Origin of the sequence: Luteimicrobium sp. DT211 (assembly GCF_049844995.1) — a bacterium.
Classification (GTDB): Bacteria; Actinomycetota; Actinomycetes; order Actinomycetales; family Cellulomonadaceae; genus Luteimicrobium.
Genome location: NZ_JBNCMC010000002.1, coordinates 127,844 through 151,457 on the forward strand (window position 1 = coordinate 127,844; position 23,614 = coordinate 151,457).

Genomic DNA, 23,614 nt, shown 5'->3' on the forward strand with positions numbered 1-23,614 from the left:
CGTTAGGCCCGCCTACCCGCGCGACCGCTCGGCGCGCGGGCCGGGCCGGACGGCGTCGAGCGCCGTGACGTCGCGGTCGTCGCCCACGACGGCGACGTGCGCGTGCCGCCCGCGACCGGACGCGTGGAGCACCAGCTCCCCGACGGCGCCGGTGAGGACGACGGTGCCCGCGCCCCGCCGGGACCCCGAGACCCGGCGCCGGCCGAGCCCGGGCGCGACGAGCACCACGCCCGGCGCGGCGGGCCGGTAGGCGAGGCGCGCCGCGACGCCGAGCTGCCGCCACAGCGCCCGCTCGACGTCGTCGTCGAGCGGCCGGGACGGGACGTCGCCCGGCCCGCGGCGCACGTCCTCGGCGTGCACGAAGAACTCGGTGACGTTCATGAGGTCGCCGGCCCAGGCGTGCGGGGACAGGCGCGGGGGCGGCTCCGCGACGCGGACGACGAGCGACGCGTACACCTCGGGGTCGCGCGCACGCTCGGCGAGCGCCCGGAAGGCGGGGGAGTGGATCCGCGGGCTGCGTTGACGGGTGAGGACGTGCGCGGCCAGGTGACGGGCCTCCCACCCCTCGCAGAGCGTCGGGTCGGTGGGGGAGGCGGCGTCGAGCGCGGCCGCGAGGTCGGCGCGCAGGCGGGCGTGGCGCGCGGCGGGACCGGGAACGGACATGCCGCCCATCGTGGCACGACACGCCGCCGCCCGGGCCACTCTGTCTGCAAAAAATAATGTGCCAAGCGATACGCTCGCCCCATGACCGCCGACGACGCCGACACACCTCCCACGCCCGCCCCGGAGGGAGGGGCCGCCGGGCGCTACCCGCGCCCGACGGTCGACCTCGACGAGGCCGAGTGGGTCTGGCGCGACCTGGCCGCCCGGGCGACGCGCGTGCCGGTGCGCGACGAGGAGGTGCGTCTGGCGGTGATCGCGGGCCTGGCGCGCTGCACGGGCGCGCGGTACGGGGACCTGCTCCGCGTGACGGTCGAGGACGTCGTCCTCGACCCGCCCGACGCCGGCACGGGCGCGGCGAGCGGCGGTCGCCCGGTCGGGGGCCGGGTGGGGGGCGGCGTCGTGCGCGTGCGGCACGGCAAGCACCGGACGGTGCGCGACCACCCGGTCGGCCGCGGCGCGGCCGTCGTCCTCGCGCGCTGGCTGGAGGTGCGCGAGGAGCTGTGCGCGGACCTCGAGGGCTCGGTGCCGCGGGCCCTGCTGCTGACGGTCCACCACACCCACGACAACGGGGTCACCGTGTCCAAGGGTCTGCCGATCACCGCCCAGGGCCTCGTGCTGTCGTGGCGCCGCTACGTGCACCGGACGGCGGCCGAGCAGGGGGCCCGACGTCGCCCGCTGCCGACGCGGTTCGAGCAGGTCCGGCGGGCGTGGGTCGCGGCGCGCGCCGCGGCCGACGACGGCCGATAGCCTGGGAAGCCAGGCTGCAGAAGCCAGGCCGCGGCGGGCGGAGCCGCCCGCGGCGGGAGGTACGACGCGGAGAGGTGGCGCATGGCCGAGCAGGCGGGGGCGCGGCCCGTGGCGGAGCCCCGCGAGGCGATCGTGACGGACCCGCAGGGCGTCGCGGTCCACGTCTACGTGTGGGACCACGACGCCCCGAGGGCGGTCGTCCACGTGTCGCACGGCGTCGGCGAGCACGCCGGCCGTTACGCGCACGTGGCGCGGGCCCTGCACGACGCGGGCTACGCGGTCGTCGCGGACGACCACCGGGGCCACGGCGCCACGGGCGTCGGACACCTGGGGCTCGGCGTCCTCGGCAAGGGCGCACACCACGCGGTCTTCGACGCGGTCGAGGCGGTGGCGCGGCAGGCCCGGGCGTGGTTCGCGCCGGCGCCGTTCGTGATGCTCGGGCACTCGTGGGGATCGCTGGTCGCCCAGAAGCTCCTGGCGCGCGACCCGGGGCTGTTCGACGGGCTCGTGCTCTCCGGGACGTCGTACGCGCTGCCGGGTGTCATCAACGGCGGCGACCTGGGCAAGCGGTTCCGCGGCGAGGACGGCACGGGCTTCGAGTGGCTCAGCCGCGACCCGGCGGTGGGCGCCGAGTTCGCGGCAGACCCGCTGACGTTCGACGTCAACGCGCGCAGCCCGTACACCTGGTGGCAGGCGCTGCAGCTGCTCGGCCGGCCGCCGCGGCACCTGGCGCGCGACGTCCCCGTCCTCATCCAGGGCGGCGCCGAGGACACGCTCGGCGGGACCCGCGGCATGACGATGCTGGCCGACGCCTACCGCCGCCGCAGCGGGCTGACGGACGTGTCGCTCATGATCTACCCCGGCGCCCGGCACGAGATCTACAACGAGACCAACAAGGACGAGGTCCTCGCGGACCTGGTCGCGTGGCTCGACGCGCGGTTCGGGCCCCGGCCGTGACGTTCCGGGTCGCGACGGAGTCGGGCGTCGTGGTCGGGGAGACCGACGGCGGCGCGCGGGTCTGGCGCGGCCTGCCGTACGCCGAGCCGCCCGTGGGCGCCGCGCGCTGGCGGCGTCCGACGCCGGTCGAGCCCTGGGCCGGCGTGCGCGACGCCACCCGGTTCGGGGCCGTCTGCACCCAGCACCGGCTCCGCGCGGGGGGTGGCGTGCCGGCCACGTGGCCGCGCAGCGAGGACTGCCTGACGCTCAACGTGTGGGTGCCGCCGTCGGAGGCGGACGACCTGCGCCCGGTGCTCGTGTGGGTGCACGGGGGAGCGTTCGTCGCGGGCTCCGGGATGCTGCCGGACTTCAACGGGGCCCGGCTCGCGGTCGAGGGCGACGTCGTGGTCGTGACGCTCAACTACCGGCTCGGCACGCTGGGCTTCCTCGACCTGTCGTCGTTCGGCGCGGGCGACGAGCGCTTCGACGCCAACGTGGGCCTCTGGGACGTGATCGAGGCGCTGCGCTGGCTGCGGGAGAACGCGGCGTCGTTCGGCGGGGACCCGGGACGTGTGACGCTGGCCGGGGAGTCGGCCGGCGCCAGCGTGGTGACGACGCTCGTCGCCGCGCCGGCCGCACGTGGGCTCTTCCACCGCGCGGTCGCCCTCAGCCCGGCGCCCGCGGCCGTCTACTCCGCGGACCGGATGGCGTCGTACGCGCAGCGGCTCCTGCGGATGGTCGGCGCGGGCCTGGACGACGCCGCGTCCTGGCGGCGCATCCCCGCCGAGGCCCTCGTCGACGCCGGGACGCGGCTCCTCGACGAGGTGGACGCGCGCTACACCGGAACCATCGCGTTCGCGCCGAGCGTCGACGGCGTGCTGCTGCCCGAGTCGCCGGTCGACGCCGCGCTGGGCGGCAGGACGGCGCCCGTCCCGCTGATCACCGGCACCATGCGGAACGAGGCGCTGCTGTTCCTGCGGGCGCGCCCCCACATCCTCCCGGTCGCCCCGCCCCGCGTGGACCGGGTGTTCGAGCTCCTCGCCGAGCAGCGCGCCGCCCGGGCGACGTCCGGGGGCGCGGGCCGAGCCGGTTCGGACGAGCGCTCCGACGACGACGACGCCGCGCTCCAGGCGGACGTCCTCGCCGCCTACCCGGGCTACCCCGAGCGCGAGGCGGTCCTCGACTTCGCCGCCGACTCGACGTTCCGCATCCCGACGATCCGGTTCGCCGAGGGGCACGGCCAGGTCGCCCCGGTGTGGATGTACCGGTGCGACTTCGCCACGCCCGCCGAGCGGATGGCCCGCCTCGACGCGACCCACGGGACCGAGATCCCGCTCGTCTTCGACACGCTCGACGCGCCCGTGGGCCGCCTCACCATGCTGCTGGGCGGCCGGTCGGCGGCGCAGCGGCTCGGCGCGCGGATCCGGCGGCACCTGGTCGGGCTCGCCCGGGACGGCGCGCCGGGCTTCGGCTGGCCGCGCTACGCGGCGCCGGACCGGACGACGCTCGTGCTCGACCGCGACGTGCGGATCGCGCGCGACCCCGGCGCCCGGGCTCGCGAGGCGTGGGACGCCGTCGACTTCCTGCAGTGACTCCTGCGGTGACGCGCGGCGCCCGCGAGGGTGGGCCGCGTCACGGTGGGCGGGTTCGGGCCCGACCGGCCCGGCGTGGCAAGATCGCTCCGTGCCCTCCCGACTGCCCATCGGACCCGATTCCGAGCCCGCGCTCGCGCCCGACGTCGCCGCTCGTCTCAAGCGCGACGACGCCGGCCTCGTGGCCGCGATCGTCCAGCAGCACGACACGGGCGAGGTGCTCATGCTCGGCTGGATGGACGACGAGGCGCTGCGCCGCACGCTGACCAGCGGCCGCGTGACCTTCTGGAGCCGGTCCCGGAGCGAGTACTGGCGCAAGGGCGACACCTCGGGCCACGCGCAGTACGTGCGGTCCGTCGCGATCGACTGCGACGGCGACGCGCTCCTCGTCCGGGTCGACCAGGTCGGCGCCGCCTGCCACACGGGCGCGCGCACGTGCTTCGAGGCCGGCGGCGAGCTGCCGGCCGTCATCGGCGAGCGGCCTGCCGCAGCGCACATGGGTGACGACGATGAGCACTGAGTCGACGGTGCCCACCGTGCCCTTGGACCCCGCGGTCGACGTCGCGTGGGGCGAGACGTGGCCGACGGCCGACGGCTTCCGCGCGCTCGCCGCGGACCGGCGGGTCGTGCCCGTGGTGCGCAAGCTCCTCGCCGACGACGTCACGCCGGTCGGGCTGTACCGGACCCTCGCGCAGTCGCGGCCCGGGACGTTCGTGCTCGAGTCGGCGGAGGTCGACGGGTCGTGGGCCCGGTACTCCTTCGTGGGGGTCCGGTCGCGCGCGACGCTGACGGTCGGGGACGGGCGTGCGCGGTGGACCGGCGACGTGCCCGTGGGCGTGCCGACGGACGGCGACGTCCTGGAGGTCCTCGACGCGACGCTCGAGGCGCTGCGCACCCCCGCGGTCCCGGGCCTGCCGCCGTTCACGGGCGGGCTCGCGGGGGCCCTCGGGTGGGACGTCGTCCGGCACTGGGAGCCGACCCTGCCCGCGCTCGCGCCCGACGAGCTGAACGTGCCCGAGCTGACCCTGCTCCTCGCGAGCGACCTCGCCGTCGTCGACCACGTCGAGGGCTCGGTGTGGCTCGTCGCGAACGCGATCAACTTCGACGACACGGACGAGCGGGTCGACTGGGCCTACGCGGACGCGGTCGCGCGGCTCGACGCGATGCAGGACCGGCTCGGCCACCCCGACGCGGGCGCGGGCCCGCTCGTGCTCGCCGACGTGCCCGAGCCGGAGCTGCGGTTCCGGTCGACGCGCGAGGAGTTCGAGTCGTCGGTGCTGGCCGGCAAGGAGGCGATCCGCGAGGGCGAGGTGTTCCAGGTCGTCCTGTCCCAGCGCCTCGACCTCGACTGCCCCGCGCCGCCGCTCGAGGTGTACCGCGCGCTGCGGACCATCAACCCGAGCCCCTACATGTACTACTTCGAGCTCACGGACGCGGACGGCGCGCGGTTCGCGGTGGTCGGGTCGAGCCCGGAGACGCTCGTCAAGGTCACGGACGACAAGGTGCTGACGTACCCGATCGCGGGCTCGCGCCCGCGCGGCGCGACGCCCGAGGAGGACCTGGCGCTCGGCGAGGAGCTGCTCGAGGACCCGAAGGAGCTCGCCGAGCACATCATGCTGCTCGACCTGTCGCGCAACGACCTGGTGAAGGTCTGCGAGCCGACGTCGGTCGAGGTCGTGGAGTTCATGGCGACCAAGCGGTTCAGCCACATCATGCACCTGTGCTCGACCGTCACGGGCCGGCTGCGGGCAGGCGCGACGGCGCTCCAGACGCTGGTCGCGACGTTCCCCGCGGGCACGCTCTCGGGGGCCCCCAAGCCGCGTGCGATCGCCCTGATCGACGAGCTCGAACCGGCGCGGCGCGGCATCTACGGCGGAACGGTCGGCTACTTCGACTTCGCCGGGAACATGGACATGGCGATCGCGATCCGCACCGCCCTGATCCGCGACGGCGTCGCGAGCGTCCAGGCGGGCGGCGGGATCGTCGCGGACTCGGTGCCGGCCCTCGAGTACGCGGAGTCGCGCAACAAGGCCGCGGCGGCCGTGCGCGCGGTCCAGGTCGCGGCCCGGCTGCGCCCGGCGGGTGGGCGGGCATGACGGTCTCCCGGCGGTCCGCCGTCCTGCTGCTCCTCGTCCTGGGCGGCGTCGCGCTGCTCACCGCCGTGCCGACGTGGCTCACCACCGCGGGCTCGACGGTCCTCGAGCCGCACGTCGACGTGCTGGTCGCGGGCACCAAGGCCGCCCCCGGCGTCGGCGCCGGCGCGCTCGTCGTGGCCGCCGCCGCCCTGGCGCTCGGGATCATCGGACGCATCGGGCGGTACGTCGTGCTCGCCGTCGCCGCGCTCGCCGGCGCCGTCGTCGCGTTCTCGGCGCTCGGCGTCGTGCGGGACCCCACGCCGGTCGCGACGCGCGAGGCCGCGGACGCGACCGGCGTCACGGAGCTCACCGAGGGCGTGCACGTCGCGTTCTGGCCCTACGCGACCGTGGTCGTCGGCGCGCTCGTCGTGGTGCTGGCGGTGCTGGTGGCGGTCGGGTCGCGCTCGTGGCGGACGTCGAGCCGGCACGAGCGTGTGACCGCGGCAGAGACGGGAGAGGCCGCCCGTCCGGCGGCGCCCGACGACGCTCCCGACGCCTCCTTCGAGGACGAGCACGCGGCGTGGGACTCGCTCACCCGCGGCGAGGACCCCACCGACGACGGCGCCTCCGGGCGCTGAGCCCGCGACCCGCGAGGCGCCACGACCCGCGCTGTCCCACCTGCGCGTACTACCCTGCTGTCATCATCCCGGAAAGGCATCCCATGGCTGAGAACACCCCTGCGACGGCCTCGCGGTCCGCGAGCAACTACCTGCCGCCGTCGTCGCCGCCCGCCAACGAGGGCAACACGCGCGCGGCGTGGACCGCGATGATCCTCGTGATGTTCGGCGCGGTCGTCATCGGCGTTGGGATGGTGATCCCGGCGATCGCGATCGTCGTCGTGGGGGCCGTGATCATCGTGGGCGGCCTCGTCGTGGGCGCGGTGCTGCGGAAGGCCGGCCACGGTCAGCCCGTCGACTGAGCCGGCGTCGACGCCGGCCGCGGCCCCCGTCGGGGCGGCCCGGCCGGCACGGCCCGGTCTGCCCGGCCCGTCCGAGCCCTCAGGTGTCCTCCGGCACCTGAGGGCTCCGTTCGTGGTGGCGGGTGCGGTCGCCGCGGCGACGGCGTGGGTCGGGCTCGTCGACCCGAACCGGCCCGGGCACTACCCGGTGTGCCCGCTGTACACGCTGACGGGGCTGTACTGCCCGTTCTGCGGGGGCCTGCGGGCGACGCACGGGCTGGCGCACCTCGACCTGGCGGCGGCGTGGTCGCAGAACCCGCTGTGGACGGTGCTGGCTCCGCTGCTGGTGCTGGGCTGGGCCGACTGGGCGTGGCGGCGATACCGCGGACGGCCCGCGCGGCGGGTCCCGCGGCCCGTGGTGGTGGCGGCCGTGGGCGTGCTGGTGGTGTTCGCCGTCGCGCGGAACGTGCCCGCGTGGGGCCCCTGGCTGGCGCCGTGAGCGTCTCGCCCCGTGAGGCCGTGGCTCGGACGCTCGCCGGTCGGCCCTACGATGGCCATGACCGCACCGGTCGCGTCACGAGGGGCCGGGTGCGCTGACGAGGGGAGTGGGACGGTGGCCACGGTTCTGGACGACATCATCGCGGGCGTGCGGGTGGATCTCGCCGCGCGCGAGGCTGCGACGCCGCTCGCCGAGCTCAAGGAGCGCGCCGCCCGGGTACCCAGCGCGCTGGAGTGCGTGGGCCGCCTCAAGCTCGAGGACGCCGTCGCGGTGATCGCCGAGGTCAAGCGGTCGAGCCCGTCCAAGGGCGCGCTCGCGAACATCGCCGACCCGGCCGCGCTGGCGCTCGAGTACGAGCGCGGCGGCGCGGCGGTGATCTCGGTGCTCACGGAGCAGCGGCGCTTCCACGGGTCGCTGGCCGACCTCGACGCGGTGCGCGCGAAGGTCGACGTGCCGGTGCTCCGCAAGGACTTCGTCGTGACGCCGTACCAGGTGTGGGAGGCCCGCGCGCACGGCGCGGACCTCGTGCTCCTGATCGTCGCGGCCCTCGAGCAGACGGTCCTGGAGTCGCTCGTCGAGCGGGTCCACTCGCTCGGCATGACGGCGCTCGTCGAGGTGCACTCGGCCGAGGAGGTCTCGCGCGCGCTCGACGCAGGCGCGCGGGTCGTCGGCGTCAACGCCCGCGACCTCAAGACCCTCGAGGTGGACCGGTCGACGTTCGCCCGGGTGGCGCCCGCGATCCCCGACGACGTGGTCCGCGTCGCCGAGTCCGGGGTGCGGGGCCCGCACGACGTCGTCGACTACGCCCGCTCCGGCGCGGACGCGGTGCTCGTCGGCGAGGCGCTCGTGACCGACGACGCCCCGCGCGACTCGGTCGCCGACCTCGTCGCCGCCGGCGCCCACCCGTCGCTGCGCGCCGTCCGGCACTGACCGGCATTGACCGGCACTGACGGCCCCGCGCCGCCGGTGCCCCCCGATCCTTCCCCAAGTCCCCGCGAGCCGTTGGAGGTCCTCGTCGTGCCGGAGCTGTCGCACGTGCCGGGCGAACCGCTGCACAACCCGCTGCTGGCCACCCAGCCGGGTCCCTACTTCGGCGTGTTCGGGGGCCGGTACGTCCCCGAGGCGCTCATCGCCGCCCTCGACGAGCTGGACGCGGAGTACCGCAAGGCCCTCGAGGACCCGGAGTTCGGCGCGGAGCTGAGGCGCCTGCTGCGCGACTACGTCGGGCGGCCCAGCCCGCTGACGGAGGCGCCGAGGTTCGCGGCGCACGCGGGCGGCGAGGCGGGCGTCCGCGTCTTCCTCAAGCGCGAGGACCTCAACCACACCGGCTCGCACAAGATCAACAACGTCCTGGGCCAGGCCCTCCTGGTCAAGCGGATGGGCAAGACGCGCGTCATCGCGGAGACCGGCGCCGGCCAGCACGGGGTCGCGACCGCCACCGCGGCCGCACTCATGGATCTCGAGTGCACCGTGTACATGGGCGAAGAGGACACCGAGCGCCAGGCGCTCAACGTCGCCCGCATGCGCCTGCTGGGCGCCGAGGTCGTGCCCGTCACCCTGGGCACGCGCACCCTCAAGGACGCGATCAACGAGGCGCTGCGCGACTGGGTGACGAACGTCGAGACCACGCACTACCTGCTCGGCACCGTCACCGGGCCGCACCCGTTCCCGGAGATGGTCCGCGAGTTCCACAAGGTCATCGGCGAGGAGGCGCGCGAGCAGATCCTCGAGCGCACCGGCGCCCTGCCCGACGTCGTCGCGGCGTGCGTGGGTGGCGGCTCGAACGCGATGGGGATCTTCAACGCCTTCCTCGACGAGCCGTCGGTGCGGCTCTACGGCTTCGAGGCCGGCGGCGAGGGCATCGAGTCCGGCCGGCACGCCGCCCGGTTCTCGGGCGGCCAGCCGGGCGTCCTGCACGGCGCTCGCACCTACGTGCTGCAGGACGAGGACGGGCAGACCCGCCCGAGCCACTCGGTCTCGGCGGGCCTCGACTACCCGAGCGTCGGGCCGGCCCACGCCTGGCTGCACGACCTGGGCCGCGCCACCTACGAGCCCGTGACGGACGACGAGGCCATGGACGCGTTCTCGCTCCTGTGCCGCACCGAGGGCATCATCCCGGCCATCGAGTCCGCCCACGCCCTCGCCGGGGCGCTGCGGGTGGGCCGGGCCGCCGCCGAGCGGGGCGAGAGCCCCACGATCCTCGTCAACCTGTCCGGCCGCGGCGACAAGGACGTGGCGACCGCCGCCCGTTGGTTCGGGCTCCTCGGCGGCGACGCGGACGACGTGAGTGAGGGAGACCAGTGACCAGCCCCGCCGTACCTGCCACCGACCCGGCCGCGACCCCGGGCGGCTCGTCCGCCGGCACGGGTACCGCCCCGTCCCAGACCGCCGACCTGCTGCGTCGCCTGCGCGCCGAGGGGCGCCCGGCGCTGATCGCCTATCTCCCCACCGGCTTCCCGACCGTCGAGCGGTCCGTCGAGGCCGTGCGCACCCTCGTGGAGCACGGCGCGGACGTCGTCGAGATCGGCATCCCCTACACCGACCCGGTCATGGACGGGACCACGGTCCAGCGTGCCGTCGAGCAGGCCCTCGAGGCCGGCTCCCGCGTCCGGGACGCCTTCACCCTCGTCCGGGCGGTCTCCGACGCCGGCGCGGTGCCGCTCGTCATGACGTACTGGAACCCGGTCCTGGCGTACGGCGTCGACGCGTTCGCGCGCGACCTCGCCGCCGCGGGCGGCGCCGGGCTCATCACCCCGGACCTCATCCCCGACGAGGCCGCCGAGTGGATCGAGGCCTCCGACCGGCACGGCCTGGACCGCGTGTTCCTGGTCGCGCCCAGCTCGACGCCCGAGCGGCTCCAGCTGACCGCCCGCGCGTCCCGCGGGTTCGTCTACGCGGCGTCGACGATGGGCGTCACGGGGGAGCGCGCGACGGTCGGCAGCCGCGCCGAGGAGCTCGTGGAGCGCACCCGTGAGCGGGGCGCCGAGCTCGTGTGCGTGGGCCTCGGCGTCTCGAACGGCGACCAGGCCGCCGAGGTCGGGCGATTCGCCGACGGCGTCATCGTCGGGTCGGCGTTCGTCCGTCCCCTCCTGGGCGACGCCCCCTGGTCCGAGCGCCTCGCCGCGCTCGGCGTCGTCGTCGACGACCTCGTGGCGGGCGTCCGCCGGGCGCGGGAGGGCGGGCAGGCATGACCGGCGCCCTCCACGCCGGGCACGGCGCGCTCGTCGCGTCGATCCCGAGCCCCTCGCAGGGCGTGTGGCACCTCGGCTTCGTCCCGATCCGCGCGTACGCGTTCGCGATCCTCGCGGGCATCGTCGTCGCGGTCCTCGTGTGCCGGGCCCGCTGGGTCGAGCGCGGCGGCAACGCCGACGACGTCCTCGAGATCGCCCTGTGGGCGGTCCCCTTCGGGATCGTCGGCGGCCGGCTGTACCACGTGATCACCACGCCGGAGCCCTACTGGGGCAAGGGCGGCGACCCCGTCAAGGCGCTGTTCATCTGGGACGGCGGGCTCGGCATCTGGGGCGCAATCGCGCTCGGGGCGGTGGGCGCCTGGATCGGCTGCCGCCGCCTCAACGTCAGCTACCCGGCGTTCGCGGACGCGCTCGCTCCGGGGCTCCTGTTCGCCCAGGCCATCGGCCGGCTCGGGAACTACTTCAACCAGGAGCTGTTCGGGCGCCCGACGGACCTGCCGTGGGGCCTCGAGATCGACCCCGCGCACCGCCCGCTCGGGTACGAGCAGTACGCCACCTTCCAGCCCACGTTCCTCTACGAGCTCGTCTGGAACGTCGCCGGAGGACTGTTCCTCATCTGGCTCGACCGCAGGTTCAAGCTCGGTCATGGTCGGGTATTCTGGCTGTACGTGATGATCTACACCACGGGACGTGTGTGGATCGAGGCTCTCCGGATCGACGACGCCGAACACATCCTCGGGCTCCGGTTGAACATCTGGACCTCGATCCTCGTGTGGGTCGGAGCGCTAGTTGCGTTTATCGTTGTCGGGCGCCGCCACCAAGGGCGCGAGAAGACAGTGGAGCTCGCCGCGAAGGAGCCCGAGCACACGGACGCAGTCTGATCCCACCGGGTCAGCGCGATCCGTCCCCCGGGACGCACCGGTCCGACCGGTGCCCTCCCCACCCCCCACGGGCCGACGCCGTCCCGTCCCCCCAGCAGAACGAGGGCACCCGGCGTCCGCGCCGGGTGCGTGTGAGGACCGACCAGATGACGATGCAGCCGCCTCCCGGGCAGCCCCGCGCCGCCGCCCCCACGGCTCGTGGCCTGTACGACCCCGCCGCCGAGCACGACGCCTGCGGCGTCGCGTTCGTCGCGACGCTGCGGGGCACGCCCGGACGCGACATCGTCGACGCCGGTCTCACCGCCCTGCTGAACCTCGACCACCGCGGCGCGGTCGGCGCCGAGGAGAACTCGGGCGACGGCGCGGGCATCCTCACGCAGATCCCCGACGCCTTCGTGCGCGACGTCGTCGCGGCCGAGCTCCCCCCGCCCGGCTACTACGCGATCGGCACCGCGTTCCTGCCCGTCGGCGACGAGGACGCCACGGCGCGCCGGTTCGAGGAGATCGCCGCGGAGGAGAAGCTCGACGTCCTCGCGTGGCGCGACGTGCCCGTCACCGCCGACCTCGTCGGCCCGACGGCCCGCGCCTCGATGCCCACGTTCCGCCAGGTCGTCCTCGCCGACCCCTCGCGCGAGCTCGCCGACGTCGCCCTCGACCGCCGCGCCTACCGGGCGCGCAAGCGCGCCGAGAACGAGCTCGGCCTCTACTTCGCGTCCCTGTCGGCGCGCACCATCACCTACAAGGGCATGCTCACGACGGCGCAGCTCGAGCCGTTCTTCCCGGACCTGTCCGACCCGCGCTACGCGAGCGAGATCGCGCTCGTCCACTCGCGCTTCTCCACCAACACGTTCCCGTCGTGGCCGCTCGCGCAGCCGTTCCGCCAGATCGCGCACAACGGTGAGATCAACACGGTCCGCGGCAACCGGAACTGGATGGCGGCCCGCGAGGGCACGCTCGCGAGCGAGGCGCTCGGCGACCTCGCGCCGCTCCTGCCGGTCTGCTCCGAGGGGTCGAGCGACTCCGCGAGCTTCGACGAGGTGCTCGAGCTCCTGCACCTGTCGGGCCGCTCGCTCCCGCACGCCGTGCTGATGATGATCCCCGAGGCGTGGGAGAACAACGCCGACCTCGACCCCGACCTGCGGTCGTTCTACGAGTACCACGCCGCCCTCATGGAGCCGTGGGACGGGCCGGCGTGCCTCACGTTCACCGACGGCACCCTCATCGGCGCCGTGCTCGACCGCAACGGTCTGCGCCCCGGGCGCTACTGGGTCACCGAGGACGGGCTCGTCGTGCTCGCGTCCGAGGCCGGCGTCCTCGACCTCGACCCGGCGACCGTCGTGCGCAAGGGGCGCCTCGAGCCGGGCCGCATGTTCCTCGTGGACACCCGCCAGGGCCGCATCGTCGAGGACGAGGAGGTCAAGGCGCAGCTCGCGTCGCAGCGCCCGTACCAGCAGTGGGTCGCCGAGAACTCGGTCTACCTCAAGGACCTCCCGGAGCGTGAGCACGTCGCCCACAGCCCCGCCTCGGTCCAGCGCCGCCAGCGGACCTTCGGGTACACGCAGGAGGAGCTCAAGGTCATCCTGACGCCGATGGGGGAGACGGGTGCCGAGCCGCTCGGCGCCATGGGCTCCGACACCCCGATCGCCGTCCTGTCGCAGCGCCCGCGCCTGATCTTCGACTACTTCACGCAGATGTTCGCGCAGGTCACCAACCCGCCGCTCGACGCCATCCGCGAGGAGCTCGTCACCTCGATCGCCGGCGCGATCGGCCCCGAGCCGAACCTGCTCGTCGACACCCCGCTGCACGCGCGCAAGCTCGTGCTGCCGTTCCCGGTGCTCGACAACGACCAGCTCGCCAAGATCATCCGCGTCGACCGCGACCCGTCGCTCGAGGGCATCTTCCGGGCCGTCACGGTCCGCGGCCTGTACAGGGTCGCCGACGGCGGCGCCGGGCTCCTCGCCCGGCTCGAGGAGATCTTCGCCGAGGTCGACGCGCACGTGGCCGCGGGGGCGAGCTTCATCGTGCTCTCCGACCGCGACTCCACCCAGGAGCTCGCGCCCATCCCGTCGCTGCTGCTCTCGAGCGCGGTGCACCACCACCTGCTGCGCCGTCACACGCGCACCCAGGTCTCGCTCGTCGTCGAGGCCGGCGACGTCCGCGAGGTGCACCACGTCGCGCTGCTGATCGGCTTCGGCGCCGCGGCCGTCAACCCCTACCTCGCGATGGAGACCGTCGAGGACCTCGCGCGCCGCGGCTACCTGGCCGTCTCTCCCGAGAAGGCCGTCGCCAACCTCATCAAGTCGCTCGGCAAGGGCGTGCTCAAGGTGATGAGCAAGATGGGCATCTCGACGATCTCGTCCTACCGGGGCGCGCAGGTCTTCGAGGCGCTCGGCCTGTCCCACGAGCTCGTCGACGACTACTTCACCGGCACCACCACCCGCCTGGGCGGCGTCGGGCTCGACGTGCTCGCCGCCGAGGTCGCGGCCCGGCACGCCGAGGCGTACCCGGCTTCCGGCAACCACCAGCCCCACCAGAGCCTCGTGTCGGGCGGGGAGTACCAGTGGCGCCGCGACGGCGAGGAGCACCTGTTCGACCCCGAGACGGTCTTCCGCCTCCAGCACGCGACCCGCACCCGTCGCTACGACATCTTCCGGCAGTACACCGGCCGCGTGAACGAGCAGTCCCAGCGCCTCATGACGCTGCGCGGCCTGCTCGAGTTCGCCCCGACGCGGGAGCCCGTCCCGATCGACGAGGTCGAGCCCGTCAGCGAGATCGTCAAGCGCTTCAACACCGGCGCCATGTCGTACGGCTCGATCTCTGCCGAGGCGCACGAGACCCTCGCGATCGCGATGAACCGCCTCGGCGGCCGTTCGAACACCGGCGAGGGTGGCGAGGACTCCGAGCGCCTGTACGACCCGGAGCGCCGCTCGCGCGTCAAGCAGATCGCGTCGGGCCGGTTCGGCGTCACGAGCGAGTACCTGACGAACGCCGACGACATCCAGATCAAGCTCGCCCAGGGCGCCAAGCCGGGGGAGGGCGGCCAGCTGCCCGGCCACAAGGTCTACCCGTGGGTCGCGAAGACCCGGCACTCGACGCCCGGCGTCGGTCTCATCTCGCCGCCGCCGCACCACGACATCTACTCGATCGAGGACCTCGCGCAGCTCATCCACGACGCGAAGAACGCCAACCCCGTGGCCCGCATCCACGTCAAGCTCGTCTCCGAGTTCGGCGTCGGCACGGTCGCCGCGGGGGTTTCCAAGGCGCACGCGGACGTCGTCCTGATCTCCGGGCACGACGGCGGCACGGGCGCGAGCCCGCTGACCTCGCTCAAGCACGCGGGCACCCCGTGGGAGATCGGGCTCGCCGAGACGCAGCAGACCCTCGTGCTCAACGACCTGCGCGACCGGATCGTCGTCCAGGTCGACGGGCAGATGAAGACGGGGCGCGACGTCGTCGTAGCCGCGCTGCTGGGCGCGGAGGAGTTCGGCTTCGCGACGGCCCCGATGGTCGTGTCGGGCTGCGTCATGATGCGCGTCTGCCACCTCGACACCTGTCCCGTCGGCGTCGCGACCCAGAACCCCGAGCTCCGCTCCCGCTTCACGGGCAAGCCCGAGTTCGTCGTGAACTTCTTCGAGTTCATCGCCGAGGAGGTCCGCGAGCTCCTCGCCGCGCTGGGCTACCGCACCATCGAGGAGGCCGTCGGCGACGTCGCGGCGCTCGACACGCGCAAGGCCGTCGACCACTGGAAGGCAGCCGGGCTCGACCTCGGCCCCGTCCTCGAGGTCCCGGAGCCGCTGCCCGGCTCCGCGCTGCACCAGGTCAAGACGCAGGACCACGGCCTCGCGAAGGCGCTCGACAACGAGCTGATCGCGCTTGCCGCCCCGGCGCTCGAGCGCCGCGAGCCGGTCCGGGCCGCGCTGCCGGTCCGCAACGTGAACCGCACGGTCGGCACCATGCTCGGCCACGAGGTCACCAAGCGCTACGGCGGCGCGGGGCTGCCCGACGACACGATCGACGTGACCCTCACGGGCTCCGCCGGCCAGTCGTTCGGCGCGTTCCTGCCGCGCGGCGTGACGCTGCGCCTGTTCGGCGACGCCAACGACTACGTCGGCAAGGGCCTGTCGGGCGGCCGCATCGTCGTCCGCCAGGACCGTGCGGCGATCCTCACCGGCCAGGCGAACGTCGTCGCCGGGAACGTCATCGGCTACGGCGCGACCTCCGGCGAGATCTTCCTGCGGGGCGTGGTGGGCGAGCGCTTCGGCGTCCGCAACTCGGGCGCGACGCTCGTCGTCGAGGGCGTGGGCGACCACGGCTGCGAGTACATGACCGGCGGAACCGTGCTCGTCCTCGGGCGGACCGGTCGCAACTTCGGCGCCGGGATGTCCGGGGGGTCGGCGTACGTGCTCGACCTGCGCGAGCCCGCCCTCAACCAGGCGTCGCTCGCCGCGGGCGAGCTCACGCTCGCGTCCCTGGCCGACGACGACCCGGACGTGGCCGAGGACGCCGAGCTCGTCGTCGGGCTGGTCCGCCGTCACCACGAGGAGACGGGCTCGCCCGCCGCGGCCGAGCTCCTCGAGCAGCTGGCCGCCGACCGCGCGGCCACGCTCGCACGCTTCACCCGCATCCTGCCGACCGACTACGCCCGCATGCGCCGCGCGCTCGCCGAGGCCGAGGCCCAGGGCCTCGACCCGGCCGCGCCCGGCCAGTGGGAGCACATCCTGGAGGTGGCTCGTGGCTGACCCGCGAGGATTCCTGAAGGTCCGCGAGCGCGAGCTGCCCGCGAACCGCCCCGTCGAGGTCCGCCTCCGCGACTGGAAGGACGTCCACGAGCACCGGCAGGAGGGCCAGCCGTTCCTCAAGGAGCAGGCGGGCCGCTGCATGGACTGCGGCGTGCCGTTCTGCCACCAGGGCTGCCCGCTGGGGAACCTCATCCCCGACTGGAACGACCTGGTGTGGCGCGGGCAGTGGAAGGACGCGATCGACCGCCTCCACGCGACGAACAACTTCCCCGAGTTCACCGGCCGGGTGTGCCCCGCGCCGTGCGAGTCGGCCTGCGTGCTGGGCATCAACCAGCCCGCGGTGACGATCAAGAACATCGAGGTCTCGATCATCGACGAGGCGTTCGAGCGCGGCTACGTCACCCCCCAGGTCCCGCAGCGACTCACCGGCTCGACGGTCGCGGTCGTCGGCTCGGGCCCCGCCGGGCTGGCCGCGGCGCAGCAGCTCACGCGCGCCGGGCACACGGTCGCGGTCTACGAGCGGGACGACGCGGTCGGCGGCCTGCTCCGCTACGGCATCCCGGACTTCAAGCTCGAGAAGAAGCACGTCGACCGCCGCATCGCGCAGATGGAGGCCGAGGGCACGCGGTTCCGCACGAACCGCGAGATCGGCCGGGACATCACGTGGGACGGGCTGCGGCGCCGGTTCGACGCGGTCGTCGTCGCCACGGGCGCGACGGTCCCGCGGGACCTGCCGCTGCCGGGCCGCGAGCTGGACGGGATCCACTTCGCGATGGACTTCCTGCACCCCGCGAACGCGGAGGTCGCTGGCAAGGACGCGCCCGACGCCATCTCGGCCGAGGGCAAGCACGTCGTGATCATCGGCGGCGGCGACACCGGCTCCGACTGCCTGGGGACCTCCCTGCGGCAGGGCGCGGCCTCCGTGACGACGCTGGCGATCGGCAAGAGGCCGCCCGCCGACCGCCCGGCGAGCCAGCCCTGGCCGACCGACCCCATCCTGTTCGAGGTGTCGAGCTCGCACGAGGAGGGCGGCGAGCGCGCGTACCTGGCCTCGACCGTGGAGTTCGTCGGCGACGACGCGGGCCGCGTGCGCGCCCTCAAGGTCGCCACCACCGAGTACCTGCCCGACGGGCGCCGCGCGCCGACGCCGGGCACCGAGCGCGAGATCCAGGCTGACCTCGTCCTCGTCGCGATGGGGTTCACGGGTCCGGAGGCCGACACCCTCGAGGCACAGGGCGGGGTCGCGCTCACGGGCCGCGGCCTCGTGGGCCGCACGGCCGAGTACGCGACCAACGTCCCCGGCGTGTTCGTCGCCGGCGACGCCGGGCGCGGCCAGTCGCTCATCGTGTGGGCCATCGCCGAGGGGCGTGCCGCCGCGGCCGCCGTCGACGCGTACCTGCAGGGCGGCACCGAGCTGCCCGCACCGGTCGCCGCGAGCACGGCGGCCCTGCGGGCCTGAGCGACCCCGCCGCCGCAGGGGGGCGGGGACGACGTAACAACGAACGACGGCGGCCACCCACCGGACGGTGGGTGGCCGCTCGACGGGGCGCGGCGCCCTCGGGCGGCGGGCCGGAGAAGTATCGACAAGTAGGCTGGAGCCATGCGCAGAGCAAAGATCGTTGCCACCATCGGACCCGCGACCGAGTCCCCGGAGATGCTCCGGGCGCTCGTCGACGCAGGGCTCGACGTCGCCCGCATCAACCGGAGCCACGGCAGCCAGGAGGCGCACGAGGCCGTCTACCACGGGGTGCGCGAGGCGGCGAAGGCCTCCGGCCGCAACGTGGCCGTGCTCGTCGACCTGCAGGGCCCGAAGATCCGCCTCGGCTCCTTCCAGGGCGGCGTCAAGCCGTACCTCAACGAGGGTGACACCTTCGTCATCACGACCGACGACGTCGAGGGCACCGCCGAGCGGGTCTCGACCACGTTCAAGGGCCTGACGGGCGACGCCCGCGTCGGCGACCCGCTGCTGATCGACGACGGCAAGGTCCAGGTCCGCGTCACCGCGGTCGAGGGCAACGACGTCGTCACGCGCGTCGAGGTCGCTGGCCAGGTCTCGGACCACAAGGGCATCAACCTCCCGGGCGTCGCGGTCTCCGTCCCCGCACTCTCCGAGAAGGACCGCGAGGACCTGCGCTGGGCGCTGCGCCTCGGCGCCGACCTCATCGCGCTGTCGTTCGTGCGGAACGCGCAGGACTACGACGACGTCCGCGTGATCATGGACGAGGTGGGGCGCGTCGTCCCCGTCATCGCCAAGATCGAGAAGCCGCAGGCCATCGAGAACCTCACCGAGATCGTCGACGCGTTCGACGGCATCATGGTCGCCCGCGGCGACCTGGCCGTCGAGGTGCCGCTCGAGCAGGTCCCGATCATGCAGAAGCGCGCCGTCGAGCTGGCGCGCCGCAACGCGAAGCCGGTCATCGTCGCGACCCAGGTCCTCGAGTCGATGACGAACAACCCGCGCCCGACGCGCGCCGAGGCGTCCGACTGCGCCAACGCGGTGCTCGACGGCGCCGACGCGGTCATGCTCTCGGGCGAGACGAGCGTGGGCGACTACCCGATCGAGACGGTCCGCACGATGGGCCGGATCATCGAGGCGACCGAGGAGCTCGGCCGCGAGCGCATCGCCCCGCTCGGCTCGACGCCCGGGACGCGCGGTGGCGCGATCACCCGCGCTGCGGCCGAGATCGGCGAGACGCTGAGCGTGAAGTACCTCGTCACGTTCACCCAGTCGGGCGACTCGGCCCGGCGCATGTCGCGCCTGCGGTCGCAGATCCCGCTGCTCGCGTTCACGCCGGACGAGCACGTGCGCGCCGTCCTCGCGCTCACCTGGGGCGTCCAGGCGTACCAGGTGCCGCCGGTGGCCTCGACCGACGCGATGGTCTCGCAGGTCGACCAGACGCTGCAGGCGAACGGCCTGGCCGAGAAGAACGACCTCGTCGTGATGGTCTCCGGCGCGCCGATCGGCGTCTCCGGCACGACGAACTCGATCCTCGTGCACAAGATCGGCGACGAGACGGACAACGCCCGCAAGGCGTGACACACCCGCTCCTGCCTGACGACGACGGCCCGGACCCCCACGGGGGTCCGGGCCGTCGTCGTCAGGCGCTGGGGTCCGTCACCCGAACCGGCCGTTCACGTAGTCGGCGGTCCGTGGGTCCGTGGGGTGGGAGAACATGGCCTCGGTGTCCCCGCGCTCGACGACGAAGCCGGGCGTGCCGGCCTCGGCGAGGAAGAACGCGCACTGCTGGGACACGCGGGCGGCCTGCTGCATGTTGTGGGTGACGATGACGATCGTCACCTCGGACGACAGCTCGCCGATGGTCTCCTCGATGCGTCGCGTGGAGGTCGGGTCGAGCGCCGAGCACGGCTCGTCCATGAGGAGCACCCCCGGCCGCACCGCGAGCGAGCGCGCGATGCACAGCCGCTGCTGCTGGCCGCCCGAGAGCCCACCGCCGGGGGCGCTGAGGCGGTCCTTGACCTCGCGCCACAGCCCGGCGCGCGTGAGGGAGACCTCGACGAGCTCCTCGCGCTCCGACCGGTTCGCCTTGACCCCTGTGAGGCCGAGGCCCGCCAGGACGTTGTCGTGGATCGACATCGCGGGGAACGGGTTCGGCTTCTGGAAGACCATCCCGATGCGGCGCCGCGCGTCCGTGACGCGCCGCGCCGGGTCGTAGATGTCACCGCCGTCGAGCAGGACCTCGCCGGCGAGCGCCGCCGACGGGACGAGCTCGTGCATCCGGTTGAGGATGCGCAGGAAGGTGGACTTGCCGCAGCCGGAGGGGCCGATGAGGGCGGTCACGCGACCCGCGGGCATGGTCAGGGAGACGCGGTCGAGGACCTTGTGGGTACCGAACCAGGCGGACACCTCGCGGGCCTCGAGGGTGCTGCGGGTCCCGGGCGGGGCGACGAGGCGGCCGGCGGGGGCGGGACCGACGGTGTCGGCGACGGCACCGAAGATCGCGGCGTCCAGCGTCGTCGCGACGGGGGCGACGACGGGAGGCAGGACGGCGGTGTCCGCGGCGGAGGCCGCCGTCGGGCCCGGCGTGGCGGCAGTGTTGGTCACGGCCGGAGCGTCCCGCACGGACGTGGCCGTGGGGTGAACGGCGTCGGTCACAGGAGGTTCGGCAGGAGGACGAACGTCTCCTGCCCCGCGAGGAGAGCGACGAGCAGGAGGACCGGCAGGCACACGAGCCAGGCGTGCCAGCGGCCCCACCAGGACGCGAGGAACGTGCGCCCGACGAGCACGAGGACGAGGGCTCCCAGCGCGAGGACGAGCCACGGCCAGGCCTCGGGGTCGCCCGCGAAGGCGAGCTCGGGCCCGGTGAGCTCCTGGGTGCTGAGGGTGGCGACGGGGGTGGTGAACGGCGTCCCGGCGAGGGTCGCGTCGACGCGGACGACGTCGTCGGGCAGGAAGGGGGTGCCCGACGCGCTGACGAGGGTGAGCCGGCCTGCTCCGGGCTCGAGGACCCTGGGCAGGGGCGAGCCTCGGTGCCGCACGTCGGTGACCCGGTAGGTCGCGGTGCCCTGCCCGGTGACGGTGACGATGCGGCTGCCGACGGTGAGCTCGTCGAGGTGGCGGAACGGGCCGCCGAACGTGGACTGGCGTCCCATGACGACGCTGGCCCCGGCCTGGCCGGGCAGGACGGTGTCGCGGCGGTGCCCGGGCCCGGACAGCATGACCTTCGACGTGGTGCCCTCGAGGACGACGTCGTCGACGCCGAGGTCGGGGATGCGGAGGATCGCGACGGCGGTACCGGCGCCGAGGAGCCGGTCGTCGGCACCGGTCTGGCCGACGGGCGCCGTGCCGTTGGCCAGGTCGGAGCGGTACGAGTCGTAGGCGACGTGCTGGTCGCGGGCCTCGCGCAGCGGCGAGACGACCGTGGCCTGGAGCACGAGCCCGAGGAGGAGGGCGGCGACGGCGACCAGCGCCGAGCCGAGCAGGCGCGCCCGTCCCGCGGGCTCGAGACGGGGGAGGGCGGCGTCGGGGCCGGCGGGGACGCCGTCGGGCGGACGGGTCCCGCCACCGGCGGGAGCCGGGTCGGGGCCGGCAGGCCGGGGTGCCGGGCGCGGCGGGGCGGGAGCGCTCATCGGGGTCCTCTGGCGGGCGGGGCGAGTGGCGGACGGGGACCGCCGCGCTGCGCGCGACGGTCCCCGTCCGGGCGGTGCGGTGCGGTCAGCGGGTGACCTTGAGGGACTTCGTCGCGCTGTGCGACGTGCCCACGGTCGACGAGCCGCCGTACGAGACGACGAGCTTGTGGGTGCCCGCCGACAGCTTCGGCAGCGTGACCGTCACCTTGCCCGAGCGGAGCGTCGCGGTCGCGAGGGTCTTGGAGCCCTGCTTGATCGTGACCTTGCCCGTCGGGGTGACGCCGGTGGCCTTCACGCTGACGGCGACCTTGGCGTGCTGCGTGGTGCGGACCGAGTGGATCGTGCCGAGAGTGACGGACGAGATCGCCTTGGCGGCGCGGACGGTGACCGACCTGCTGGTGCTGCCCTTGACGACCGCGGTGGTCGTGGGCTGGTAGACGGCGTGGACCGTGTAGCTCGTCCGCGTGGCCTTGAGGGAGAGCGCCGCCCGGTGGGTGGTGGTCGAGAAGGTCGCCGAGCCGAGGCGGGTGCTGCCGTTGTAGAACGTCACCTTGCCGGCGGCGTACTTCGACGCCGAGACGGTCGCCGTGAGGGTGAGCGTCCGGCCGACGCGCGGCGAGGCCGACGCCTTGACCGTGGTCGTCGAGGACACGGCCGGGACGGCGGAGACCGTGAGGGGCTTCGTCGCGGTCGGCGCCGGCGCGTCGACGCCGGTCAGGGCAGGGACGAAGTAGGCGAGGACCTGCGAGGTACCGGTGGTCGTGGGCGTCCAGGACGCCTTCGCCGTGACGGAGGCGCCGGCAGCGACCTTCGCGGTGGCGAGCGTCGTGGCGGTGGCCCCGGACATCTTCGCGAACGTCACGGTGCCGCCGCCGACGCCGACGCCGGTGACGGTCGCGGACAGGGTGGCGGCCTTGCCGACGGTCACGGCCGGGAGCGTGCCGAGAGCGACGGCGCTGGGCGAGGTCGCCGCGGCGTAGGCGCGGGTGGTGGTGTCACCGCACTTGGTGGAGCCCGTGAGGAGCCCGAACCCGAAGGCCGCGATGACGGACGTCTGCTTGCAGACCTCGGAGTCCGGTCCGACGAAGGCTTTGTGGATCGCGGACGTCGGGTCGTCGGCGAGCCGCGACGGCACGATGTCGTACACGAGGCGGGTGTAGCCCGCGTAGGTCGGGTTCAGCGAGTACGCCTTCTCGGCGCCCTGGACGGGTGCGGTGCCGTTGACGGAACCGAGGATGGCGCCGGCACGGTTGTCGGTGACCTTTCCGTTGCCCTGCGCGACCCACTGGCCGGCCGAGAACGGGGCGATGGCGCCGGCGTCCTGGTCGTCGGTGCCGCTCGCGAGGGCCTGGCCGTGGTGCTCCTGCACCGGGACCCCGTCGAAGTCCACGTCCCTGATGTTCGGGTACTTGGTGCTCGAGATGTCGTTCTCGGTGATCCCGACCTGGCCGAGCCAGTACGAGCGCGTGCCCGAGCCGGCCTGCGGGATGAACGTCGTGATCGGCACGACCCGCGCGCCGGCTGCCGCGGCGTCGCCGGGCTTGAGCAGCGTCGAGACGCCGTCCACGACCTGCACGCGGTCGTACTGACCCTGGTAGACGGCCGTGAGCTGGTCCTTGGTGAGGTTCGTCGGGATCACACTGTTCGGCGCGACCGCGTAGGTGACGGCGTCGCTGGCGAAGGGGATGTACGTGAGCACGCCCGTCGGGCTGACGTCGGCGGCGCCGGGGCCGCTCGACGACCGGGCGAAGTCGATCCGGCCGTACACGTCGGCCGTCGTGACGGACTTCGTGCCGTCGGTGGCGGTCGCCACGGACGCGGAGGAGGTCTGGCCGGTCGCGACGCGGAGCAGGTCGCGTCCCGCGCCGGAACCGTTCGCCCGGGGGATCGCCGTGCTGTTCGCACGCGTGACGACGGTGCCGGAGCCGGTCGCGTCGTACGAGGCGAGCAGCTTGCCGGGGATCGCGGCGGCGAGGGCGTCCAGCACGTCCTGGGTCGTGTCCGACCCCAGTCCGACGAGGGTCCCGTAGGCGCCGGACGGCGTCGGGTCCGCGTGGGCCGGGAGGCCGAGCGCGCCGAGCGCCAGCGCGCCGACACCTGTGCCGAGGGCCAGACGGGCGAAGGCGTTCACCTTCATGGGTGGTTCCTCTCTGAGGTCCTGGTTCTCGCAGTCGCGAGGTCGTCGCCATGGGCGACGCTGGGGACGCTAGTGGCGACGGGCCAACGGACGACCCGTCCGGGCCGA

Annotated in this window: 19 protein-coding genes; 15 read left to right on the plus strand and 4 right to left on the minus strand. The window is 74.2% G+C overall.

The genetic code is table 11. From position 1 onward, the window contains the following. Window positions 1–12 precede the first annotated feature (12 nt). On the minus strand, window positions 13–663 hold the full coding sequence (locus tag ACLQ14_RS04765) for a TIGR03085 family metal-binding protein (RefSeq protein WP_425810432.1): 651 nt from the start codon (window positions 661–663) through the stop codon (window positions 13–15). An 81-nt stretch (window positions 664–744) separates the two neighbouring features. On the opposite strand from ACLQ14_RS04765, the gene ACLQ14_RS04770 reads away from it, so the two are divergent. The 15 genes from ACLQ14_RS04770 to pyk all read left to right on the plus strand — a co-directional run bounded on the left by ACLQ14_RS04770 (window position 745) and on the right by pyk (window position 19,318). After that, entirely contained in the window at window positions 745–1,410 is a 666-nt protein-coding gene (locus ACLQ14_RS04770; protein ID WP_425810434.1) for a tyrosine-type recombinase/integrase, read from the plus strand. Between the two features lie 81 nt (window positions 1,411–1,491). Next, window positions 1,492–2,367 (plus strand): alpha/beta fold hydrolase, encoded by an 876-nt coding sequence (locus ACLQ14_RS04775; protein ID WP_425810436.1) that lies wholly within the window; start codon window positions 1,492–1,494, stop codon window positions 2,365–2,367. Then, the gene (locus ACLQ14_RS04780; protein WP_425810438.1) at window positions 2,364–3,938 is read left to right on the plus strand and encodes a carboxylesterase/lipase family protein; all 1,575 of its coding nucleotides are present in this window, start codon (window positions 2,364–2,366) and stop codon (window positions 3,936–3,938) included. Before ACLQ14_RS04775 ends, ACLQ14_RS04780 begins: the two co-directional genes overlap by 4 nt. A 91-nt stretch (window positions 3,939–4,029) precedes the next feature. Further along, on the plus strand, window positions 4,030–4,458 hold the full coding sequence (gene hisI, locus ACLQ14_RS04785) for a phosphoribosyl-AMP cyclohydrolase (protein WP_425810441.1): 429 nt from the start codon (window positions 4,030–4,032) through the stop codon (window positions 4,456–4,458). Continuing rightward, the gene (locus ACLQ14_RS04790; protein WP_425810443.1) at window positions 4,448–6,034 is read left to right on the plus strand and encodes an anthranilate synthase component I; all 1,587 of its coding nucleotides are present in this window, start codon (window positions 4,448–4,450) and stop codon (window positions 6,032–6,034) included. The genes hisI and ACLQ14_RS04790 overlap by 11 nt, the downstream gene beginning before the upstream one ends. After that, window positions 6,031–6,651, plus strand: coding sequence for a Trp biosynthesis-associated membrane protein (locus ACLQ14_RS04795; protein ID WP_425810445.1), 621 nt, complete (start codon window positions 6,031–6,033; stop codon window positions 6,649–6,651). Before ACLQ14_RS04790 ends, ACLQ14_RS04795 begins: the two co-directional genes overlap by 4 nt. An 83-nt stretch (window positions 6,652–6,734) precedes the next feature. Then, complete coding sequence (locus tag ACLQ14_RS04800) at window positions 6,735–6,992, plus strand: HGxxPAAW family protein (RefSeq protein ID WP_425810447.1); 258 nt, start codon at window positions 6,735–6,737, stop codon at window positions 6,990–6,992. A 112-nt stretch (window positions 6,993–7,104) separates the two neighbouring features. Beyond that, complete coding sequence (locus ACLQ14_RS04805; protein ID WP_425810449.1) at window positions 7,105–7,470, plus strand: DUF2752 domain-containing protein; 366 nt, start codon at window positions 7,105–7,107, stop codon at window positions 7,468–7,470. A gap of 114 nt (window positions 7,471–7,584) precedes the next feature. Further along, the gene (gene trpC, locus ACLQ14_RS04810) at window positions 7,585–8,400 is read left to right on the plus strand and encodes an indole-3-glycerol phosphate synthase TrpC (protein ID WP_425810451.1); all 816 of its coding nucleotides are present in this window, start codon (window positions 7,585–7,587) and stop codon (window positions 8,398–8,400) included. A 96-nt stretch (window positions 8,401–8,496) separates the two neighbouring features. Next, window positions 8,497–9,774, plus strand: coding sequence for a tryptophan synthase subunit beta (gene trpB / locus ACLQ14_RS04815; protein WP_425811621.1), 1,278 nt, complete (start codon window positions 8,497–8,499; stop codon window positions 9,772–9,774). Window positions 9,775–9,863: 89 nt separating this feature from the next. Further along, window positions 9,864–10,661, plus strand: coding sequence for a tryptophan synthase subunit alpha (gene trpA, locus ACLQ14_RS04820; protein ID WP_425811623.1), 798 nt, complete (start codon window positions 9,864–9,866; stop codon window positions 10,659–10,661). Beyond that, complete coding sequence (gene lgt, locus ACLQ14_RS04825) at window positions 10,658–11,542, plus strand: prolipoprotein diacylglyceryl transferase (RefSeq protein ID WP_425810453.1); 885 nt, start codon at window positions 10,658–10,660, stop codon at window positions 11,540–11,542. The genes trpA and lgt overlap by 4 nt, the downstream gene beginning before the upstream one ends. A gap of 152 nt (window positions 11,543–11,694) precedes the next feature. Beyond that, complete coding sequence (gene gltB, locus ACLQ14_RS04830) at window positions 11,695–16,281, plus strand: glutamate synthase large subunit (protein WP_425811625.1); 4,587 nt, start codon at window positions 11,695–11,697, stop codon at window positions 16,279–16,281. Beyond that, window positions 16,274–17,740 carry a glutamate synthase subunit beta gene (locus ACLQ14_RS04835; RefSeq protein ID WP_425810455.1) on the plus strand — a complete coding sequence of 489 codons (1,467 nt, stop codon included), beginning with the start codon at window positions 16,274–16,276 and terminating at the stop codon, window positions 17,738–17,740. Before gltB ends, ACLQ14_RS04835 begins: the two co-directional genes overlap by 8 nt. A gap of 141 nt (window positions 17,741–17,881) precedes the next feature. Next, window positions 17,882–19,318, plus strand: a complete 1,437-nt coding sequence (gene pyk, locus ACLQ14_RS04840) for a pyruvate kinase (RefSeq protein ID WP_425810457.1) — start codon at window positions 17,882–17,884, stop codon at window positions 19,316–19,318. Window positions 19,319–19,396: 78 nt separating this feature from the next. On the opposite strand, the gene ACLQ14_RS04845 is transcribed toward pyk, so the two are convergent. The 3 genes from ACLQ14_RS04845 to ACLQ14_RS04855 form a co-directional block, all read right to left on the minus strand. Further along, window positions 19,397–20,146 (minus strand): phosphate ABC transporter ATP-binding protein, encoded by a 750-nt coding sequence (locus ACLQ14_RS04845; RefSeq protein WP_425811627.1) that lies wholly within the window; start codon window positions 20,144–20,146, stop codon window positions 19,397–19,399. A 245-nt stretch (window positions 20,147–20,391) separates the two neighbouring features. Continuing rightward, entirely contained in the window at window positions 20,392–21,369 is a 978-nt protein-coding gene (locus ACLQ14_RS04850; RefSeq protein ID WP_425810459.1) for a sortase, read from the minus strand. Window positions 21,370–21,454: 85 nt separating this feature from the next. After that, window positions 21,455–23,506, minus strand: coding sequence for an Ig-like domain repeat protein (locus tag ACLQ14_RS04855; protein ID WP_425810461.1), 2,052 nt, complete (start codon window positions 23,504–23,506; stop codon window positions 21,455–21,457). Window positions 23,507–23,614 lie beyond the last annotated feature (108 nt).